The 17672-nt window shown below is 45.2% G+C and carries 21 protein-coding genes; 1 reads left to right on the top strand and 20 read right to left on the bottom strand.

Translation table 11 applies throughout. The features are described 5' to 3' along the window. Positions 1-2: 2 nt before the first annotated feature. From CAG60_RS04985 to CAG60_RS04900, 19 genes are all read right to left on the bottom strand, one after another. Complete coding sequence (locus CAG60_RS04985; protein ID WP_161425779.1) at positions 3-626, bottom strand: hypothetical protein; 624 nt, start codon at positions 624-626, stop codon at positions 3-5. Next, positions 627-1025, bottom strand: a complete 399-nt coding sequence (locus CAG60_RS04980) for a hypothetical protein (RefSeq protein ID WP_337247087.1) — start codon at positions 1023-1025, stop codon at positions 627-629. After that, the gene (locus CAG60_RS04975; RefSeq protein ID WP_161425780.1) at positions 1009-2907 is read right to left on the bottom strand and encodes a phage tail tip fiber protein; all 1899 of its coding nucleotides are present in this window, start codon (positions 2905-2907) and stop codon (positions 1009-1011) included. Before CAG60_RS04975 ends, CAG60_RS04980 begins: the two co-directional genes overlap by 17 nt. Continuing rightward, positions 2907-4511, bottom strand: coding sequence for a hypothetical protein (locus CAG60_RS04970; protein ID WP_161438426.1), 1605 nt, complete (start codon positions 4509-4511; stop codon positions 2907-2909). Before CAG60_RS04970 ends, CAG60_RS04975 begins: the two co-directional genes overlap by 1 nt. Positions 4512-4548: 37 nt before the next feature. Continuing rightward, the gene (locus CAG60_RS04965; protein ID WP_161438425.1) at positions 4549-5184 is read right to left on the bottom strand and encodes a phage adaptor protein; all 636 of its coding nucleotides are present in this window, start codon (positions 5182-5184) and stop codon (positions 4549-4551) included. After that, positions 5184-5783 carry a hypothetical protein gene (locus CAG60_RS04960; protein WP_161438424.1) on the bottom strand — a complete coding sequence of 200 codons (600 nt, stop codon included), beginning with the start codon at positions 5781-5783 and terminating at the stop codon, positions 5184-5186. The genes CAG60_RS04965 and CAG60_RS04960 overlap by 1 nt, the downstream gene beginning before the upstream one ends. A 3-nt stretch (positions 5784-5786) precedes the next feature. Then, on the bottom strand, positions 5787-6212 hold the full coding sequence (locus CAG60_RS04955) for a hypothetical protein (RefSeq protein ID WP_161425784.1): 426 nt from the start codon (positions 6210-6212) through the stop codon (positions 5787-5789). Positions 6213-6268: 56 nt separating this feature from the next. Then, positions 6269-6649, bottom strand: coding sequence for a hypothetical protein (locus CAG60_RS04950; RefSeq protein WP_161438423.1), 381 nt, complete (start codon positions 6647-6649; stop codon positions 6269-6271). A gap of 37 nt (positions 6650-6686) precedes the next feature. Next, positions 6687-7907 carry a phage capsid family protein gene (locus tag CAG60_RS04945; protein ID WP_161425786.1) on the bottom strand — a complete coding sequence of 407 codons (1221 nt, stop codon included), beginning with the start codon at positions 7905-7907 and terminating at the stop codon, positions 6687-6689. 60 nt (positions 7908-7967) lie between these two features. Then, complete coding sequence (locus CAG60_RS04940; protein WP_161438422.1) at positions 7968-8966, bottom strand: hypothetical protein; 999 nt, start codon at positions 8964-8966, stop codon at positions 7968-7970. Between the two features lie 151 nt (positions 8967-9117). Continuing rightward, on the bottom strand, positions 9118-11190 hold the full coding sequence (locus tag CAG60_RS04935) for a portal protein (protein WP_161438421.1): 2073 nt from the start codon (positions 11188-11190) through the stop codon (positions 9118-9120). Next, positions 11190-12869, bottom strand: a complete 1680-nt coding sequence (locus tag CAG60_RS04930; RefSeq protein WP_161438420.1) for a terminase — start codon at positions 12867-12869, stop codon at positions 11190-11192. The genes CAG60_RS04935 and CAG60_RS04930 overlap by 1 nt, the downstream gene beginning before the upstream one ends. Continuing rightward, positions 12866-13753, bottom strand: a complete 888-nt coding sequence (locus CAG60_RS04925) for a terminase (protein WP_161425790.1) — start codon at positions 13751-13753, stop codon at positions 12866-12868. Before CAG60_RS04925 ends, CAG60_RS04930 begins: the two co-directional genes overlap by 4 nt. Before the next feature lie 264 nt (positions 13754-14017). Next, entirely contained in the window at positions 14018-14146 is a 129-nt protein-coding gene (gene lysC / locus CAG60_RS16860; RefSeq protein WP_443275511.1) for an Rz1-like lysis system protein LysC, read from the bottom strand. 73 nt (positions 14147-14219) lie between these two features. Next, positions 14220-14546 (bottom strand): hypothetical protein, encoded by a 327-nt coding sequence (locus CAG60_RS04920; protein ID WP_161438419.1) that lies wholly within the window; start codon positions 14544-14546, stop codon positions 14220-14222. After that, positions 14536-15093, bottom strand: coding sequence for a lysozyme (locus tag CAG60_RS04915; protein ID WP_161438418.1), 558 nt, complete (start codon positions 15091-15093; stop codon positions 14536-14538). Before CAG60_RS04915 ends, CAG60_RS04920 begins: the two co-directional genes overlap by 11 nt. After that, positions 15083-15331: a hypothetical protein gene (locus CAG60_RS04910; RefSeq protein ID WP_161438417.1), complete on the bottom strand. Its 249-nt coding sequence runs from the start codon at positions 15329-15331 to the stop codon at positions 15083-15085. Before CAG60_RS04910 ends, CAG60_RS04915 begins: the two co-directional genes overlap by 11 nt. 130 nt (positions 15332-15461) lie before the next feature. Beyond that, positions 15462-16238, bottom strand: coding sequence for a hypothetical protein (locus CAG60_RS04905; RefSeq protein WP_161438416.1), 777 nt, complete (start codon positions 16236-16238; stop codon positions 15462-15464). After that, positions 16235-16699 carry a DUF2127 domain-containing protein gene (locus CAG60_RS04900; protein WP_161438415.1) on the bottom strand — a complete coding sequence of 155 codons (465 nt, stop codon included), beginning with the start codon at positions 16697-16699 and terminating at the stop codon, positions 16235-16237. The genes CAG60_RS04905 and CAG60_RS04900 overlap by 4 nt, the downstream gene beginning before the upstream one ends. A 350-nt stretch (positions 16700-17049) precedes the next feature. Between CAG60_RS04900 and CAG60_RS04895 the strand changes: the two genes are divergently transcribed. Then, positions 17050-17280: a PAS factor family protein gene (locus CAG60_RS04895; RefSeq protein ID WP_161438414.1), complete on the top strand. Its 231-nt coding sequence runs from the start codon at positions 17050-17052 to the stop codon at positions 17278-17280. Positions 17281-17421: 141 nt separating this feature from the next. Here the strand turns inward: CAG60_RS04895 and CAG60_RS04890 are convergent. Beyond that, positions 17422-17672 (bottom strand): DUF1090 family protein (locus CAG60_RS04890; RefSeq protein WP_161438413.1); only part of this gene is annotated, 251 nt, incomplete at its 5' end.

The following is a 17672-nucleotide window of genomic DNA, read 5'->3' as shown; positions in this document are numbered from 1 at the left end:
GATTACCTCGGCGTATTTCTATTGAGTGTGTCATTGGTTAATGTGGACGGTACTTGAGGCTGACTTCTTCGCCACTCGTCATAGCCTCTCAAACCTGCGCCGCCTACCGCGCCAACAAATTGCTGATTAGCACTGCGCCGGTTAAACGAGTTGTAGGCATCGTTAGCGGCTTTGTTTTGGCTTAAGCTGGCCACATCTGCAAGTCCTGCCATCGCCGTGGCTTGCTGCCCCATGCCGATAGCGGCTACATCCGACAAACCCGCAATGTATTTGTCTTGCTGACTAGACTGCGCTCGGTTTACGGTATCTGCCTGTCCTAGCGCTTGATCTTGAGTGATATCACTCATCGCTTGTTTGAACTTACCGCTACTCGGGTCAACGCCAGCCGCAGCCATACCGGTAGCCGCCTCACCTCTGGATTGGCTAAAAGCTTGGTTGTAACTTAAATCTGCTGAAGCCTTCGCTTTATCTATATTGTTTTTATTGTTCAAGCCATCAACACGCTGAATGAAGTTATCCTCAAAGGGCTTGAGTTCATTTTGATACAAAGCCCACTGCTTACTGGCTATCTCTGCTTGAGCAATTTCTTGGGGTGTTTCTTTCACTTTGTCTTTCTTGCCGCCCATTCAAATCACCTTTTCCCAGCGGTCAATGTGGCCGCTTTCTATCTTTTGAAAGTCATGCGCAACCAGCACGCTATGAAGTTTTTTCACTGCTGTCCAGAACAACAGTTTTTTTGCGCCCACCTCTTTAGCTAGCTTTTCCATCACAGGTAAATAGATGGCTGACGAGCCTTTATTAAAGCTGTAAGCAAACAGAACGCACACGGCCATTTCTCCCTCAATAAAAGATGGCTCTAATACAAAAAAACCATCTTCCACCAGAAACAAAGAAGCCCTGCCTGATAGCAGAGCTTCATCAACTTGGTTAGCAAACTCGTGATCATTTCGCTGCTCGGTTTGCTCGATGATCGGCAACAGGCGATCGCGCCATTTTGAGTAGGGCTGATTAGTTAAAAGAGGCACCCCTTCGAAATAATTGCACAATTGAGTCAGAAATTGCCTTGATAGAGCTGCCATTTGCGTTATGCCCCGCATTTATTTCTATCGCTAGTGAAAATGATTGGTCTGGTTCCACTTCAACAATGACAGGAGGGGCATTGAACTCCCGAGTCCCCGTCGCATAAGGTTTACCACTTATTGATAAATCTGCAGTAGACATAGCCAATACCGAACCATTAAAAATCACTCTACATCTCCCTATAGTCGATGCTTGAGTGGAAGAACCAGAAGAAACACTAACCGAGAATAACGCTGGGATCATAACTAGACTCGCTCTACCACCAAGATTATTTTTCCCTGATATAGAGCCTATTCTGGTCCAGCGTCCATTGAGACCATTTACTACGGATTTTGAAAGACGTACAGGAGCTGCGCCCACGATATCACCAATAATTTTGTCTGCTTGTACCGTTCCTTTAAACGTTCCGCTAGCTCCATCCAGGTGACCCCTTATCGTACAATTCTCAGCAATAGTGACATTTTGGGCAAGAACGTTGTTTATGTAGCCACCATTGGCTTGAAGATGATTGGTTTGCAATAATCCATTACTATGAATGAAGGTTCGATAGCCACTGTATGGCCCCCCTGATCCAAACCCTGCATCACCACCTCTCACCTGACCACCGTTAATTTTAGGCGATGAAATCGCTACGCCAGCTCGAACAAAATCAGCAGTAATTTTTTGGGCTTGAAGTATCTGAATGGTCGCATTCTCGATCAGAGCCTTCGGAATGACCACTCTTCCCTTATCAATCGCGAAGGTAGGAGTAATACTTGCGTTAGGGTTTTTCGGGTCAAAGACAAAAAACTGACTAGCGCTCACCGCGACTTGGCTAGTGCCATCACTCTTCGCAAGAATACCAATACCAGCTGTTATCTGACCCGCTTGAGCCTTTACTGACCACATGGATTTAAAAGCCGTAGTACCATCTTTATTTATCTGCGCTATTGTATTGGTGTTCGTCTGAACGGCGGATTTGGTGCCTTTTAATTCAGATTGCACCGTATTAATCTGCTGAGATAACGAGCGATTGGTTTCTGATATTGCCCGTGAATTTGACTGTACAGCTGAACTCACTTCACCTACTTGAGACTCTACTGTAGATATTTTTTGCGATAAACCTAAATTGATATCGGAAACGACTCTCTGAGTCTCACGGATCTCCGACTTATTTTTATTGGTCTCAACAGAAACGTTTTTTATGGCTTCATTTATTTTTGCTTGTTCACTGAGCCTCTTTTTGGTCTCTTCATTAAGCGATTCATCAACGAGGTTGATCTCTTTTTCCAAATACTTGATTAACACAGACTCACGCATTTGCTCGCCAATCTCATCAATCACATCGCTAATATTTGAGCTGGTTTTTGCAAACGCAGGCGTACTATGTGCGCCTTGAATATTGTTCACGTTGACAAATCGAATCCAATAATAAAACCCGCTTCCTACAGGTACTATATCGCTAAAAACATTCGCGTTAACGGTGGCAATCAGAGTCGCATCTGCAAGTACATTTTCGGAGTTTCTGAACACTTCAGCGTGAGCATGGCCTGCATAAGTCGGGTTCTCCCATTTCACTAAAATAGAGCCAAATCCACCATAGGCTGAAACACCTTGAGGTTGAGTGGGTCTTAATATTCCATGGTTACCACCACCATGATCTGGTTTAGCGATTTCAGGAATAACTTTACCACCCGATCCTCTTCGCAAGGTTAAAACGCCGAGCTTGGCTAGGTCTCGGTACGTTACGGCTTTACTTCCACCATCACCACGTTGTCCAGTCAATAACTCGATGTTTTCTGTAAGGCTGGATTGATCTCTTCCCGCTCTGAATCCAGAACGACTCATTAGCTCAGCTCCAACATCGTGCTAGCCATCATGATCCGCTCTATACGAGAACGACCACCAACTTTAACGCTAACTTTGCTACCTCTGGTTGCTGGCAATCTAAATAGCTCATCTTCAAGATCGCCTTCATTCAAAGAGAGGATCGTTTCTCCATCAACAAACACATCAATAGAAACTTTTTCAAGATCATCAGCAACGATTCTCATCGATGAAAATACCGAGTGTTTGGGAACAACAAATGTTTTACTTTGCCATTTATATAAGAGTGAATCAGAGCCTGACTTCCACGCATACAGCGTTTTATCTTTAGCGATAAACAATTTATCCGATTCTAGATCGGCATAAGCTGCATGCCATATGTTACTAATCTGAGTGAAGTGACCGCCAGTCAAATCAAACACAAATCCACCACCATCATAAAGCGCGATATATTGACCTTCATTAGCCCAAGCTCTAATCGTTTCAGGCTTAAAGGATTGCCATATTTCACGAGCAATGATCTGTTCGGTGATGAGCATTGCGCCATCTTGAGTCACAGATACCAAACCGTCAGGTGAGGCATAAACCGCAGCACCATTGATTGCCACCATTGACTCTGCTGATACGCACGCTTGTTCACTGTTTAACTTAGTAGCGGTAATGGCCGAAGGGGTCACACCGGTGAATAGATAAGGATTACCTTTGGTACCCACAACCAAAGCGTTACCAATTGCAACACACGAGACAATCTCAAACTCTGACGTGAGGCTATAAGACTTAGGCCAAGCATACGGTAAATACGCTTCCGAAAAACGAACTTCATTGCCAGCAAAGCCAGCGCATATTCCATTAGCCATTACACAAAGTCCCTGCATCTTCTCATCTGGCAAATCGTAGTCCCACGTTTCTAGGATGGGACCATTAGCATCCTTTGTGCTGTCTTTGTATGTTTGCTGAGAAATAGGCAACTCCGCTACCATGACATATTCAGCGTTACCAGAGTTCGTAACTGAACGATATAAGCGAGTGTGTGTAATATTGTGCGTGTTCACCGTAAGTTGTGATAACTGAATTGTGACCGTCGATCTGGGCTTCTCGATTAAAGCTGCTTTACTGGGTTCACCAGGCTTACCTTCTTCACCAAACCGAGTCACAAAAGTCTGAATGTAGACTCTATCTTCATCATCATAACTGTCGAGCTCACCTTCTGGCGGCTCTTCGCCTGTTGAGTCATCAATATTAGTGACGATGGGAGGTGAATTAGGCGCTGGAACACCTAGATCGTACCAAGCTTGCGGATTGATCCCGTTAGAACCCGTAATGATATCTTTCGATGATACCTTAGGTTTACCTTGCCCTGACCAGTAAATCCGTCCCCATTCATCTTGAGCCATAGGATTCCTGATCACATTAACTAAACGAGACCATTGCAGCCACTTATCGTGATATTTGAAGAGTGTTACTGGCCTTTGGGGGAGAGAGGCGATTAGCAAATCAGATTTTAATGGTTCGACAACTCCACGCTCAAATTGACAGTCTGTTGCAATTGTTGCTGCTTCATTGGGTAATAAGTGCGGCATAAGACGAGGGATTTCACCGCGCATCATGGAAATATCTATAAGCATATATTGAAACCAAAATTAGCTGCCATAACGGCTATCATCATGATAGGGCCCGCTCACTCGCTTTAAGTCGGGCCGCTTTTTGATAGTCAGAGTCTGATTTTCCGGTTAACGCCATCTGAAATGCTTGGTAATGAGATTGAGCCTTGGCTTGCTGTGACTCTTGCTGTCCCTCTTTTGAGTAGGCACGATAAGTCATGTAATGAAAAAGCAATGCTTCATAAACTTCTGGGATTGGCACTGGTTCATCAATATTCGTTATTCTCAACTTCTCTGCATATTCAAACTCAAGGGAAATGGGGATAGTCGGCTTGGGGAATACAAAGAAAGAGGTTTCATCTAACTCATTTCGTGTCCAGTTTGTCGGTTGCTCATCTTCCATCATTCGCCAGCGCTCATAGTTCTGATTGAGCCGATCAATATCAATATATTGTAATGAGTAACCACCACAATGGTTTACAGAGAGAAGCTTATAAGCTTGCTCTGGCAACACCACTCGTATTTGACCTGGTGTTAAATTGATTTCTGTTATCTTCCTTGCCAGATCGGGACGAACCATGATTAATGCAGATAACCCATCATTGAGGCTAGATAAATGATACTCCTTACTCCAAAACTTAAATTTAGTATCGATAACTTCCTCTGCCACTCGATTGATTAGATCCATTGCTTTCATTAGAAGAACTCTCTCTTTCGGTTACGACGATTAGGGATAGTCTCAACGAGGGCCGATTCCATTCGCCAGCGTTTTGCGTGATTTATCGCTTCAACAAAATTGGTCTCGTGATACAGGCTCAACTTAGCAACGTCTTTCGGCGCACCTGGGCATGAACAAATCAGGGCTGCTGCACCGTGACAAATCGCATGAAGCCAATCGGTAAAGAGTTGCTCAGGCAAAAACTTGGTATCAAGGGTAGGCTCAACGATAGAGGTGATCATTACGTTTCGATAGTCTGATAAGAACCTAAGCTCATCAAGCGATATAAGGTGATAATCCGTCGCTGGCTCTAACGACTCGCCATTTGACGTTACGCTGATAATATCGCACGCCTTAATGCCGCCATCAGTGCTCCTGCTCTCAGCCAATTTGCTAACGGCTTTCACTATCTGGCGATCGAAGACAGAATCAAGTTCACTAACAAAAATCAAGATCCGCGTATCACGACAAAAGCGTATAGCCGCAGTAACCAACGCTTCTCTCGCAACCAGTGGAATGTCCACCGGAACCAGCTTTCTTAGGTAAGGAATAAAGTCGGATACCGGAACTTGTTTCATGGCTTACCCTTTTAGTTCAGCGCGAACACGCTTACGATAATCATCAGCGCTTTCACCGGATTGCTGGCCTTTGATATCAAGACCCGCAGCAACGATGTGAGTATGAATTTTCGCGGCCGCTAACTTAGAAATATCAACGTCTTCACCACCAATATTGACTAAGAACGAAACTTGCTCCGCTTCTAGCTTTGCTTGCTTCTTGAGTTCTTCTTCAAGCGCTGCTTTTTTGGCTTCGGCTTCTTCATGCTCTTTAAGCTTGCCGTCGAGCTCATCAACATGCACAAAGGTGTTTTCAAAGCGCAGTAGGATAGCCGCAGCCTCTTCGGTAACTTCAATGGGCTTTAAGCGCGGGAACACTTGGCGACTACCAGTGATGGTGTCTCGCTTGCGCTCTTTGGGCCCGATATAAACAATCTGAACTTTTGACATAGTTTCTCTCCAAAACAAAAAGGCGGACTATGCCGCCTTTCCTTTGACTGGGTTGGTTAGTAACCTTCGGCTAGGTATTCCACACCCAGCGTTACTGTGCCATTTGCGGTGCCGCCTTTAATGACCAGCGATAAAGGCTGCTTGCTTTCTGTGTATTCCGTTGGAATGAGAATGCTCTCAGCTTTGGCAGCGGACAGAGCCACGCCAGCTTTAACTACTTTTCTACCGACTTTAATATCAGCAGTAACGCCAGCGCCAACGCCGGACGTGATCACGCGAAAGCCGGTGATCTTCATACCAATTTCCAGCTCAATCACTTGAACCTCATCATTGGCAGCAATCGCAGCGAGAGCGACATTAACTTGAGCCAGTGAAACGTTGCCATGCGTACCAACATAAATGCGGTCACGCATGCTTGGGGCTTGATGAATAGCCATAGTGTTTACTCCACAGGGGCGACATGCGCCCCATCAATTAAAAGCCAAGCTTGACCGCAGTATCGAGAACGATGATACCGTGATCATTCACGCGACCTGTTTTGTCAGCGAAACGGATTTTCTTAACACCGTTCATCCAACCAATCGTAATTTCGGTCCGGTTCTGCGCATCCGTTTTCTCTTCGACAATCGAGAAAGAGTTGCCGGATTGAGTTTTACCCCAAGCTGTTGCTAAAGCCTGACCACCCATCAGCATGGCGCGATCAACAGTAGTACCGGCTTCTTTTTCAGACACCGTTGCCAACTTGTCGTTATTCGACACTTTGACTTTCGAACCTTGATTGAATCGGACTGGCATGCCTTTGTACTTACGCACAAGAATATTGCCCATCATCGCGCACTCACCGGCAAAGACAGGATGTTTAAAGTTGCGACCGCGATTTAGCGCAGAGGCAACCAATTGCTGCCAATCTTTATAGCTTGATGTTTTCTTCCAACTATCCCATTGGCGCGGTGTTATATTCAGGAGATAGAAAGGCTCATCACCGGCAAGCTCATCAGCCTGAAAACGAATGGGTTGCAGTGGGTTTGCCATCTCTTCAATAAAAAGGTTGAGGTTATCAACTGACTCCATTGAGAACACATCAGCTTCGTCAAGATCTTCAAAACGAGTCGCGTCGCCGCCGAAGAAGTGACGATCGTGGGTTGGCGGTAGTACGTCATTGACCATGATTTCAGCAAACTCTTCATGTGACTCTTGCGGCACAATGCTATCGATAGCAAAGTAATCACCACGAGCGCCAGCGGCATGAATGATAGAAACTTGGTCTTGCAGGTTGTTGAAATAAGGGCCGAGCAATGTACGGGCAGTTTTACGTAAATCATGCGTTGTACGCTGCTGAGACATTTTACCACCGGCATCAACTTGGTGACGGCCTTGGTTAATGCCCAGCTCAAAGTTGGTAAAGTCCAACGACTCACCGCGCCCTGCGATTTTCTTATCGCCCATGGTAGGACGCTTATTCAAGTGGTGAACAATCTGCATATCGACGGTATCGCCGCCGCCTTTTGATAAGTCTGTCACACGCACAATAGGAGCATGAGCACTGGTTTGCTTCTCCATGCCCTTTTTATCCGGCACGGCTGATTTGGGGATTTCTTCCGTCAGCATGTTCACGAAAGAACGAGCGCGAAGGGTTGAGGTAAATAGACCAACCTCTTGGATCTTACGCGCTTGTTGCTTAGTAATTGTTGTCATTTTCTAAACTCCAGACATAAAAAACCCCGCTCTTTCGAACGGGGTAATGGATTACGGCGTCTACACGCCAGCCATTTCAAGCAATGCTTCAATTTCTGCCTGACTCTTACCTTGCATCATCACCATCAAACTTTCTGTATCAGCGTTTGCTAACTGTTCAAGCTCTGATGGTTGATGCTTACTGGTTGAGCCGATGGCACTAGGTGAAGAAGGCAGAGCACTTTTCGCTTTGCGCTCTACCTCTTCGGCTTTAGCTTTAATATCTTGCTCGCTCAGCTCTGGGGCTTTATCCGGAGTTGGCGGTGACATTGCAGCCTTGGTCAGACTCACCACTTCGGCAAAGCGCTCTGCCAGTGGTTTATCTGCCCATTGCGGATCGGCACGTAACTGCTCATCAATCTCTACCGCTTTATTCCAGCTTTCACCACCTTGATCGCGCCATGCGGATAAATCGGCATTTTGCTCAATCACATCAACAACGGGGTTAACATCTGGCTCGGTAGGCTCTGGTTTGACAACTTGGTTTGCGCTTGTTTTAGCGACAATGACCTTCAAGATCTTACCAATCTCTGGGTAATCATCCATCAATGCTTCAAGCTGCTCATCAGAAACAGATAAGTTTTCGGGCAAGTCCTCAGGTTCAACACCGAGCTTTTCCAACTGCTTGTTACGAAGCTCAAGTAAACGTTGAGATTGCTCCCAATCGCTCTGCTTTTTCTGCATCGTTTCAAGCTGCTCTTTGAGCTGCTGCTTTTCTTGGCGCTCACGCTCTAACACGTCATAAGGAATAACGTGCTCGCCATCTTTTGCAGCCACGCCTTTTGGCTTTTGCTCTTCTTGCTGTTCCTGCTGCTCTTCATCCTGTGCGGTTGCCGAGTCCGCAGCATCACTATCGGCTGAGTCAGTATCAGAGCGACCATCAGAGCCTTCGTCGTCTAACTCAATATCGTCATCGTCATGCTCTGAATCGTCATCCAAAACACCATCGATGGAATCAAGCAGCGCTTCCAGCTCTTCAGGGGTTTCATTGCCAGTTAAATTATCTAGATTGATTGTCATTCGTGCTTTCTCCTGTGTAGACGTATCGCTGTCTGTGCGGTTAAACACTCTCGAAAGAATGCTTAACGACAGAAACAAAAAAGCCCCGACCAATTAAGGGCGAGGCTTCACATCGTGGATAAAATGTACTCCACTTTTCGGCGGCATTCAATTACAACGTCAGCGCATCCAATTGCTGTTCAATCATGGTGGCCCATTGATTGCGAATTTGCTGCAATTCTTGGTCCATTCGTTCGATCTCTTGCAGTAGCTTGCCTGTTTCCGCTTGCGTTTTCGCGTCACGATAACGCGCTGAATTAGCCGCGGCCTGTTCTTTTTCAGCTACTGCCATGGATTTTTGTACTTCTGCTTCTAGCTTCTGCACTTTCGCCTCCATCTCACGCATAGCCAACTGCATTTGTACCTCTTGTTGCTGCTGTTGCGCCTCCATTGCGGCAATTTCTTCTTCGCTCATTTCATCTTGCGGTTTCTGAATGCCGATTGCATCACGCACCCTGTCAATGAATTCTGCTTTGTTTGGAATATCGGTAAGCTCAGCAACGAGGTCGATAACAGCGACTTGCACTTCCGGTGGCATCTGCGCCGTGATTTGCATCATGCGATCGGCAAGCTGCTGCTTGTACGCTGCGGTTTGCTGCACTGGCGCAAGGGCAATGTGCGTTCTTAGTTTTGTAATGTCGTTCGTTAACCCTTCTTCGGTCTCTTGATTGACAATGACTTGCTTACGTTTTCGCGGATCATCGCGATTAATGGTGATCGACACATTGCGTTTACCTTTCATGTCTTCAATGAGGTAGCTAAGAATAAGCTCACCCAGTAACTGACACGAGTAGCGGTAGTTGTCGTTAATCTCAGCAAGCGTTGTTGCGCCCTGCTCCACCAAGTTAGCAATAGCAACGCCAGACTGACTGGTTTGGCCTTGACCAAGGAATGCCGCATAAACGCCCATGGTGTCTTGTATGAGCTTCATCGACTCTTGCATGACATTAAACTGCTGCTGAGCGATATTAAAATCTTGCTCAACTCTAAAAGCCTCAGCAACAGATTTGTTGTTTTTACGGTCTGGGTTGAGCTCGATATAGCCATCCGCTCGTTCAACTTCATCTAGCACCTTTTCACGGCTCATATTCGTTGCATCTTTGTCAGCGATAACGCGCTTCGCTTGCAAAAGCCAGGTGAGTTTAATGCGTCTAAAGTTAACTTCATCTTGAGCGGGTATGGCGCGAGCGACGAGGCCGTAAGGCTCACCATTGGCATCTTTGCGATAACCAAAGAACGGAACGATAGGAAATAAGCCTTGCGGTGCATCGCAATCTTTATCGCCTAAGTGATGTGGGCCTGCATACCAACTTTCAATGATCCGGCTTACTTGAGCCATACGAACGTTCGCTTTACCCATTGCTGCCGCCGTGGCATGAATTAAATTGTTTTTATCAAACTCAATCACGCGCCCATTTTGCAACTCTATTACTGGTTTTCGCTCCATTGTCCGATAGTAGATCACTTGCAATCGGATACGCTTACGGTTTTGAGAGAGCCATTCTGTTTGCTGGCGACTGTACCCTTTAAACTCTTCATAAGCATTGACAAGATTAGCGTCCATCCCCTCAATGAGATTGGTCTCGACAAACCCATGCCAGCCGTTCGCGGCATTTTTAATGATGTCTTTTTTATCTGGGACTATCGTCATTAGCTCATCAACATCAATCCAGCGACAGCGCATTACCCAGCGAGCATCTGACCAGTCCGATTCTTTTGATAACCAGTCCCAATAGATTTCATCGCGAGGTATGTTTTTGATTTTGTATTTGGGACCAAAGAGATTTTCATTGCGATACACTTCAACCGCGCCAAAGCCGCATTTGATTTGTGACGCATAAGCTTCTGATCTTGCTTTATCTAACTTGGCTAACCGACACACATCCTTGAACTGTTCGTTAATAGCCTCAGCCAATTCATCAAACTCTTTACTCGGATCGTCAGCAAGGACAAGCAGATCCGTCCTCGTCTTAGCTTCCATCCCCAAAACCCCATCGACAGTTGGCGCGATTAAGTTGTGCATAGTCATTGGTTGATTGCGCTCTTTAAGTACCGCAACGACTTGCGGCGCTAGCTGATCGCCATCGTAGTACGCGCACGCTTTGTTTGCATTGGTTCGCCAGTTCGGCTGAGCATCAATATCCGACATAATATTGAGTAGCTTTTGTTGTTCGATTTTTTTCATTAGTGCGCCATCCAGTGTTTAGATTTGTCGCGTTGAATTGGGGTGTCTTGGTAAGTGACGGGCATTCTTGCTCGCATCTCTTGAGCGATGGCATAGCTCATGACCTGATCGTCAAAGCAGCCTTCTTGAGCGCCCATTGAGCCATTTTTTTGATAGACGTAAGTGGTTATCTCGCTGATTGTGCCAATCCAGCGGATCCCGGACTGACGATTGCGAAGTAGGGTTTTTAATCCCTCGGTTAAAATTGGCTTGCTGTACTTGGTTGTGAGCCAGCCAAGCTTGACGGTTTCATCTTCATCCGCTCTATCAATGTATTGCTCAGAGTAAATACGGCTGATTTTGTAGTGCTTTTTAAACTCAAGGATAAAGGCATGGCCGTGATTATTTCGCTCTGGTCCTGCATAAGCCCAGTTGTAAAGCTTACCGATGTGCGCTGCGAGCTGTGCAAAAAGCTCGACATCGAGATATCCGTACCAATGGGCCACTTGCTCGCCAGTGCTTCGCTTAACAACGTCAAGACTGCAGCGGTCACCGTGCTCAAGGCCTTCTGCAATATCGATACCCATCGCATAATCTTCATCCTTCTCGGGCAGCTCCCAAACCAGCAGCATGTTCATGACTGAGTTTTGCCCTTGTTCGTCCATGGTTTCTGGCTTATTAGCCTTAACCATGTTGCCCGTTACTGGCTCGATATCGTAGATGATGATTGGATTCATCGTATCGCCTTCGGCTTGCATGGTATGAAGTGAATCGAAGACTCTTCGACCAGACGTTAAGAAAGCTTCAAGCGGCGTAGACGGAAACTCTTGCTTCATCTCATCGCGCTGCTCGGTCTCTTTCAACACGTACCACTGGCGCTGCTCATCATCGATGACACAATTCATAGCGTCCTCGACAGCATCAAAGTACTCTCGCTGAGTTTTGCTCATAACAAGCCCAGACTCAGGAACCTTGGCACGATACTTTGGATCTTGCCACCACGCGAAGAAATGAAACTTCCAATCCAACTGTGTCAGCGGCTTTTCACTGCGACTCATCTCAAGCGACTTCATCGTCATCGTGTAAAAGTCGCCGCCCACGCCCTCTGCAGTAGACTCAATAAAAGCGATACAGCCAGGGTGAACCGCGTTAAGCGTACCGGTGCGAACCTCTTTCGCTTTCGCGGGGTATTTAGCACAGATTTTGCCATGCTCTGAAACGTGTAAACGATGAACCGTGCCTGAACGAAAGGATGTAGCCACTTGAATGCTAGAGCCATGCTCAAAGACAATGAAGCCTCCCGTTGTTCCTGAGCGTCGGCTTTTGACTTTGAATCGCGTCTTAAGCCAAGCTGGCAAGTTATCAAACGGCACCTCAATCTTGGTTCGATAAATCTCACCGGACGCGGATTGATCTTGTGCGATGATCCCGCACTTTAAGTTATTGTTAAAAAGCGCTTCATCAAGCAGATAAATATCAATCGCCGTCGAGAAACCAAGTTGCCGCGCTTTTAAAATGATGTTGAGGTACCACATCATCTCAAAGAGGAGCCGCTGAGCAGGCCGAAGTCGGAAGCGAACTAACTGCCCTTGCTCATTCTCGATCATGTAGAGATTATCGAGACGCCACCATTTATCTCTGAGCTTTTCTTCTATCTCGAGACGTTCCGCGTCTGAAACATCTTCAAACTGATGTGTCATTGCAGTTTGCTCATCAAACCATCGCTGCCCATGGCGCGAATATCATCAAGAATTTGTGACACCGGTGTATCATCGCCTTTACCTTCGTTGCTTATCTTGTCAGCCTCAAGGCCAAGTTTGCGAGCAGCATTCTCGACGCGTTTTGTGTCAGCGACGATATGAGGAACTTTAACCGTATCTATCCGCAATCCTGAAAGCGTGCGGGTGATAGATTCAATCCGGCTTGTCAGTGATGCCATTCCGTTGTCGATCCGCGCATAAGACTCATAAAGTGACACTCTATCCTCAATTGAGCTGGCGTTTTTGATGTCACTCATACACTGAGCCAGTGCTTCCGCTCCCGACTGCAAACGGACGCGGCACAACTCCAGCTCATCTTGTAAATCAGCAATAGCGGCTGCATCGAACTTTTCCAGCTCTTCTTCTTTGAAATACTTAGCATAAATGCCATGCTTTCTTGCTCTCGCATTGCCTGGCTCTGCTGAATTACTGGGATTTGGATTGCCAGCGTTACCGACTGATATTTTATGGCCTGGGCGAAAACGACCACTTTCATCTCGTTCACCCAATCCCATGTCATGTTCGTTAGCATTCTTTTGAGGTTGCAACGGTGTGTCATTTTGTTTGTGACCATTTTTCCGCGTCACTTTTTTCTGATCTGCTTTTTGCGCACTTTGCGCATTTCTAATTTGCGCAGAGTGTTTTCTTGCGTTTTGCGCAGTGCGCTGCGCAGTTTCATCGTGCGCAGTCTTGCGTACTTTGATGTAGCGACGTGCGGAGTTGTAATTGAGCCCTTGAGTTTCGCACCACTCTTTTGCCGATATGCCAGTTCTCGCGTGGGCAACTTCGAATTTCTTTTGTAATAGTTCCCAGTTGTTTGACATGTCACTCTCTTAGTTCTTTCTTGGCTGCTCGTTAGAGAGCTCTCCCTCTACTACCCAATCCCCTATAACCGGACGATGGGTAGTTGGAATGCAGATACGCTCACCCGACGAGAGTCTTACCCGGGCTGATTGGCCGTTATAGCCAATAACAGCGTTAACTTTGCCTGTGCGCTTTGCTTTCATCAGTTTTGTAGCTCTCGTGTTAAACATAATCGGAGCCACTACCCGAATGGCTCCTGTTATATCTATTCTTGTGCGCCAATATCATTCAGCCTGGTTTATTCTGAGGCTTCTCCACTTGAGATACTCATCAGCTTGAGCGGCGCACTCGCTGAGCGCTGATTTCAGTCTCGGAATATCTTCAGTAACGACTTCTGGCCATGTCCCAATCACTTACGGCTTATAGCATGGAAGGATTAATCCTTCTGGCGGGAGAATGTATTCAGTAACCACTATAGGGTCTGGTTTAATAGGGCTCGCGCAAGCGTTCAGTAACAGTGGGAGGGACAACGCAGCGACTACCCGCCATCTCGTCCCTAAGCTGTGTGATTTCATTACGTAGACTCTCTTTTTCTTGCGCATTTCGCTGCGCTCTTTCAGTGAGTAGTTGACTCATGCGCTCGCGATCGTCACTTATTTGCTGATTGATTGTGCGCTGCACGTGAAAATTCGCTCTTGCGATCGCGGCTCTTTCACTGAGCATGATGATTTCCGCTCGTTGTGCTTTGAGCTGTATCCACATAGACACAAGGATTACCCCGAAAATACCGGTGATGATGAGACTAGTGCGCATTGAGCTGTTCGATGATTTCACTATCAAGTGGAAGCTGACCTAGCCTTATAAGCGCATCGTTAATTGATATCTGCCCAAGACAAAGTTGGGTCACGACTTCTCTGCGAGTCACAATCCCTCGGCAGTTCCACTGCGGATCGCGGCAATTGCGGAGCTCACCGTTGATGCGCACATAAACCCAGCGATTAGGTTCCATGCAGGCATTTGGGTAGTCAGCGTTCTGCAGGTAGCGATACATTGTGCTGTGGCTAAATGCGCCAGTGCCGAGGTTGTAAGACATATCCAGTGAAGCGAGGTGAACATGGGCGGGTAAGCGTTGGGGAATTTTCTCAAGTGGGGCGTTGTGTTTGTTGAGAGACTGAATAAACATCACCTGACACTGCTCATCCGTAAACTCGTCACCGGGTTTGATATTAAGCGTTTCGCCCCAGCACGCGGTCCACACTCCCCCGCTATCTTGGTATGCTATGCGGTTGTAACCCTCAAAACTGCCCGTTATACCGATAGCAGCAGCGATTAACGCCGTAGTCAGCTTGTTATAACGCATTGGCGAGTCGCTTAATGACGCGGATACGATAGAGCGTAACCACAATACCGAGAGCGCCCATAACGATACCGGCTATCGTAGCGATATCAGAGCCGTAGAGTGTGTAATCACCCGCTAATATCTGTGAAATACTGGAATTTAACAAAGATTGCGCACTTTGCGCAGATTTAGCAGCACTGACTCCGACCGTCGTTCCAGTGCCAGTGGCGATAGCAATCGTGGCTTTATCTAGTGACATTGTCACCCCCAAATGACAGGCATAAAAAAACCCCGCCGAGTGGGCGAGGTTGTGCATCTTGTAAACATTTTGCCTGATTTTTTGGCTCAGTCAATGACGGCTTGTTTATGAAAAAACCGTTAAACTATCCTTATATGGAATAACCATTATAATAAATAGCAATGGCATAGGGTATAATCGCTATATAGTGAAATAACACTACCACCCCATCTAGTATGATAGAAAATGGTGTAACTAATATTTTACCAACTTTCACTGCAGTTGAATCTGGTATTAAACTTTGGATTTTCACATACAATGGTGTATCTAGCATTTTAAATGGAAGCTCACCATCAACTTCATATAGTTCACTTTCAAAATAAAAGTCTCTTGGTATTAAACGCCATCCCGTGCTTTCTACTCCTGATATCAATCCTGTGTGATCATAATATTGTATAATCCCTAAGCGCTCTAACTTACTGGTTAACTCACTATCAACGTGAGTAGGTACCTGAGTCATCCCACTAAGAGAAAGCTTCCCCTTTAAAAGGCTATTTTCATCTAACACGAGAGATGCTAAATTGAATCTAATATCTATAAATTCTTTCGTTTCAAGGTATGAGCTCATCAGCTCATTCGAGTTTATAATATAACTGTGCTTTCCCCCGAGAAGAATCAACCTTGAGTAATCATCATCAATATAAACGCCTTTAATCGTTTCTTGATAATATTTATCGCCCCACAATCTATTATAGTTTGAATTATTAATAGATGATTGACTAGAGCAACCAATAGTAAAGAATATTAAAGCTATTATTATTATAATCTTCTTAAATAAATACATTCTTGCTCCATAAAATTTGTATCGTATCATTTCTAACTGATTGTTTAGACAATTAAGCCTCCCCTCATCAACAAGAGCAATCATCTACTGACATTCATTCTTTTTTTCATAAAAACAACTCTAGCCATGTAAGTCACGACAATGATGTTTACAACGAAAATGCTCACTCCCAGCATGCTTGGACGCACAACCATTTCATATACTTCGAAAGGCAGATAAATCGCACCACTCAACAAAGCAAACCATTCAGTCCAAACATACGATTTCCATAAACCATAAGCTTCTACAAAACGAATGAAAGAGTATGCTAACGCACCTAAAGAGATAAGCTTAATATTGGTATTAGAGAGTTCGCTCACTGCCGTAATGAAAATACTTGGGAGATGACTCGCTGGATTTAGGTGAGTATGCCTAACTATGGATTCTGCTAATTCTTGCAAGTTATCGCCAACAAGAAAATGTAAGCCAATAGCTACAACTAGAGAGAGTACACCTTTGCCCCCTTCTAAAATTGCCACGGCTTTAAGGCCGACCATGGATTTCATAATAATCCCTTTAAATCTACAAAGAAAAAAACACTAGTGTCACCCAAATTGGCCACAGTAAAAATGAGCGCCTTACCTTTTCCTGATCATTTACATGACACAGAAAATTTTTTCATAGTTCAGACCCATTTTATTGCAATCCATTGATAATAATGGATTCAAGCATAAACAACATACAAATGCACTTGATCTATAACACCGTAAACAATTAATTCAATTGGGTTCCCAGATACTACACGTTGCAAATCTCACTTTTTAACAGTTTGTTATGTGATTGTTGCACCAGAATTGTCATCAATTACCAGCTAGAATCTTATGCGCCCTGTTAACTATTATAAAAAGGACATCCCATGAAAACGCTTATTTATGAAACCCTTGTCAACCTTGCAAGCCAGGAACCGGAACAACATGCGCAAATACGACAAAACCTTTACGATCAGTTAGGCTTACCTTTTGAAAAACAACTTACTTTATATTCTCAGGCTCTTGGACCTGCTGGCTCAGGAAAACTTGAAAATGAGCAAGCAATGAGCAACGCCGTAGAAAGCGTAATCCAATTGTTTGAAACTTCTAAAGGCTAAAGGCCTTCCAGTTGCAATACGGCTCATTCGCTTAGGGCCGTTTTAATTTCCATCTCACCGTATGACACTGAAACCACCGAAATCAACGCACAATAAAAATGCTGCGCGTTGGAAGCCCCTATTTAAGTGTTTGTATACATTCTAGCCTAATTCAGATAACTCTTGTAAAAGAGACTCCAATTTACGCTCTTCTTTTTGTATCTTACTTTGATATTTCTTGACCTTATTATCTTTACCACTTGCCTTTGCTTCTTGTAATTCTAAATTATATTCAGAAATTTTATCTTTAGTTTCTTTAATTTCATCAGCTAAATCTTGCTTAATTTTTGAATCACTACAATTAGATTTAGCTTCTGCTAAGGCAATTTTTAGACCATCAACCTTTTTTTGAT

It is taken from the genome of Vibrio sp. V33_P6A3T137, assembly GCF_009904835.1.
Lineage (GTDB): Bacteria > Pseudomonadota > Gammaproteobacteria > Enterobacterales > Vibrionaceae > Vibrio > Vibrio metschnikovii.
The sequence above is the reverse complement of the archived record's forward strand: the minus strand, read 5'-3'. Positions and strand labels throughout refer to the sequence as shown.

Coding starts and splice junctions, on each gene's coding strand:
- CAG60_RS04975 (WP_161425780.1), bottom strand. CDS start 2,907: ATGAGTCGTTCTGGATTCAGAGCGGGAAGAGATCAATCCAGCCTTACA.
- CAG60_RS04895 (WP_161438414.1), top strand. CDS start 17,050: ATGAAAACGCTTATTTATGAAACCCTTGTCAACCTTGCAAGCCAGGAA.
- CAG60_RS04905 (WP_161438416.1), bottom strand. CDS start 16,238: ATGATTGCTCTTGTTGATGAGGGGAGGCTTAATTGTCTAAACAATCAG.
- CAG60_RS04900 (WP_161438415.1), bottom strand. CDS start 16,699: ATGAAATCCATGGTCGGCCTTAAAGCCGTGGCAATTTTAGAAGGGGGC.
- CAG60_RS04950 (WP_161438423.1), bottom strand. CDS start 6,649: ATGGCTATTCATCAAGCCCCAAGCATGCGTGACCGCATTTATGTTGGT.
- CAG60_RS04925 (WP_161425790.1), bottom strand. CDS start 13,753: ATGTCAAACAACTGGGAACTATTACAAAAGAAATTCGAAGTTGCCCAC.
- CAG60_RS04930 (WP_161438420.1), bottom strand. CDS start 12,869: ATGACACATCAGTTTGAAGATGTTTCAGACGCGGAACGTCTCGAGATA.
- CAG60_RS04960 (WP_161438424.1), bottom strand. CDS start 5,783: ATGAAACAAGTTCCGGTATCCGACTTTATTCCTTACCTAAGAAAGCTG.
- CAG60_RS04970 (WP_161438426.1), bottom strand. CDS start 4,511: ATGCTTATAGATATTTCCATGATGCGCGGTGAAATCCCTCGTCTTATG.
- CAG60_RS04955 (WP_161425784.1), bottom strand. CDS start 6,212: ATGTCAAAAGTTCAGATTGTTTATATCGGGCCCAAAGAGCGCAAGCGA.
- CAG60_RS04965 (WP_161438425.1), bottom strand. CDS start 5,184: ATGAAAGCAATGGATCTAATCAATCGAGTGGCAGAGGAAGTTATCGAT.
- CAG60_RS04940 (WP_161438422.1), bottom strand. CDS start 8,966: ATGACAATCAATCTAGATAATTTAACTGGCAATGAAACCCCTGAAGAG.
- CAG60_RS04915 (WP_161438418.1), bottom strand. CDS start 15,093: ATGCGTTATAACAAGCTGACTACGGCGTTAATCGCTGCTGCTATCGGT.
- CAG60_RS04935 (WP_161438421.1), bottom strand. CDS start 11,190: ATGAAAAAAATCGAACAACAAAAGCTACTCAATATTATGTCGGATATT.
- CAG60_RS04945 (WP_161425786.1), bottom strand. CDS start 7,907: ATGACAACAATTACTAAGCAACAAGCGCGTAAGATCCAAGAGGTTGGT.
- CAG60_RS04920 (WP_161438419.1), bottom strand. CDS start 14,546: ATGCGCACTAGTCTCATCATCACCGGTATTTTCGGGGTAATCCTTGTG.
- CAG60_RS04985 (WP_161425779.1), bottom strand. CDS start 626: ATGGGCGGCAAGAAAGACAAAGTGAAAGAAACACCCCAAGAAATTGCT.
- CAG60_RS04910 (WP_161438417.1), bottom strand. CDS start 15,331: ATGTCACTAGATAAAGCCACGATTGCTATCGCCACTGGCACTGGAACG.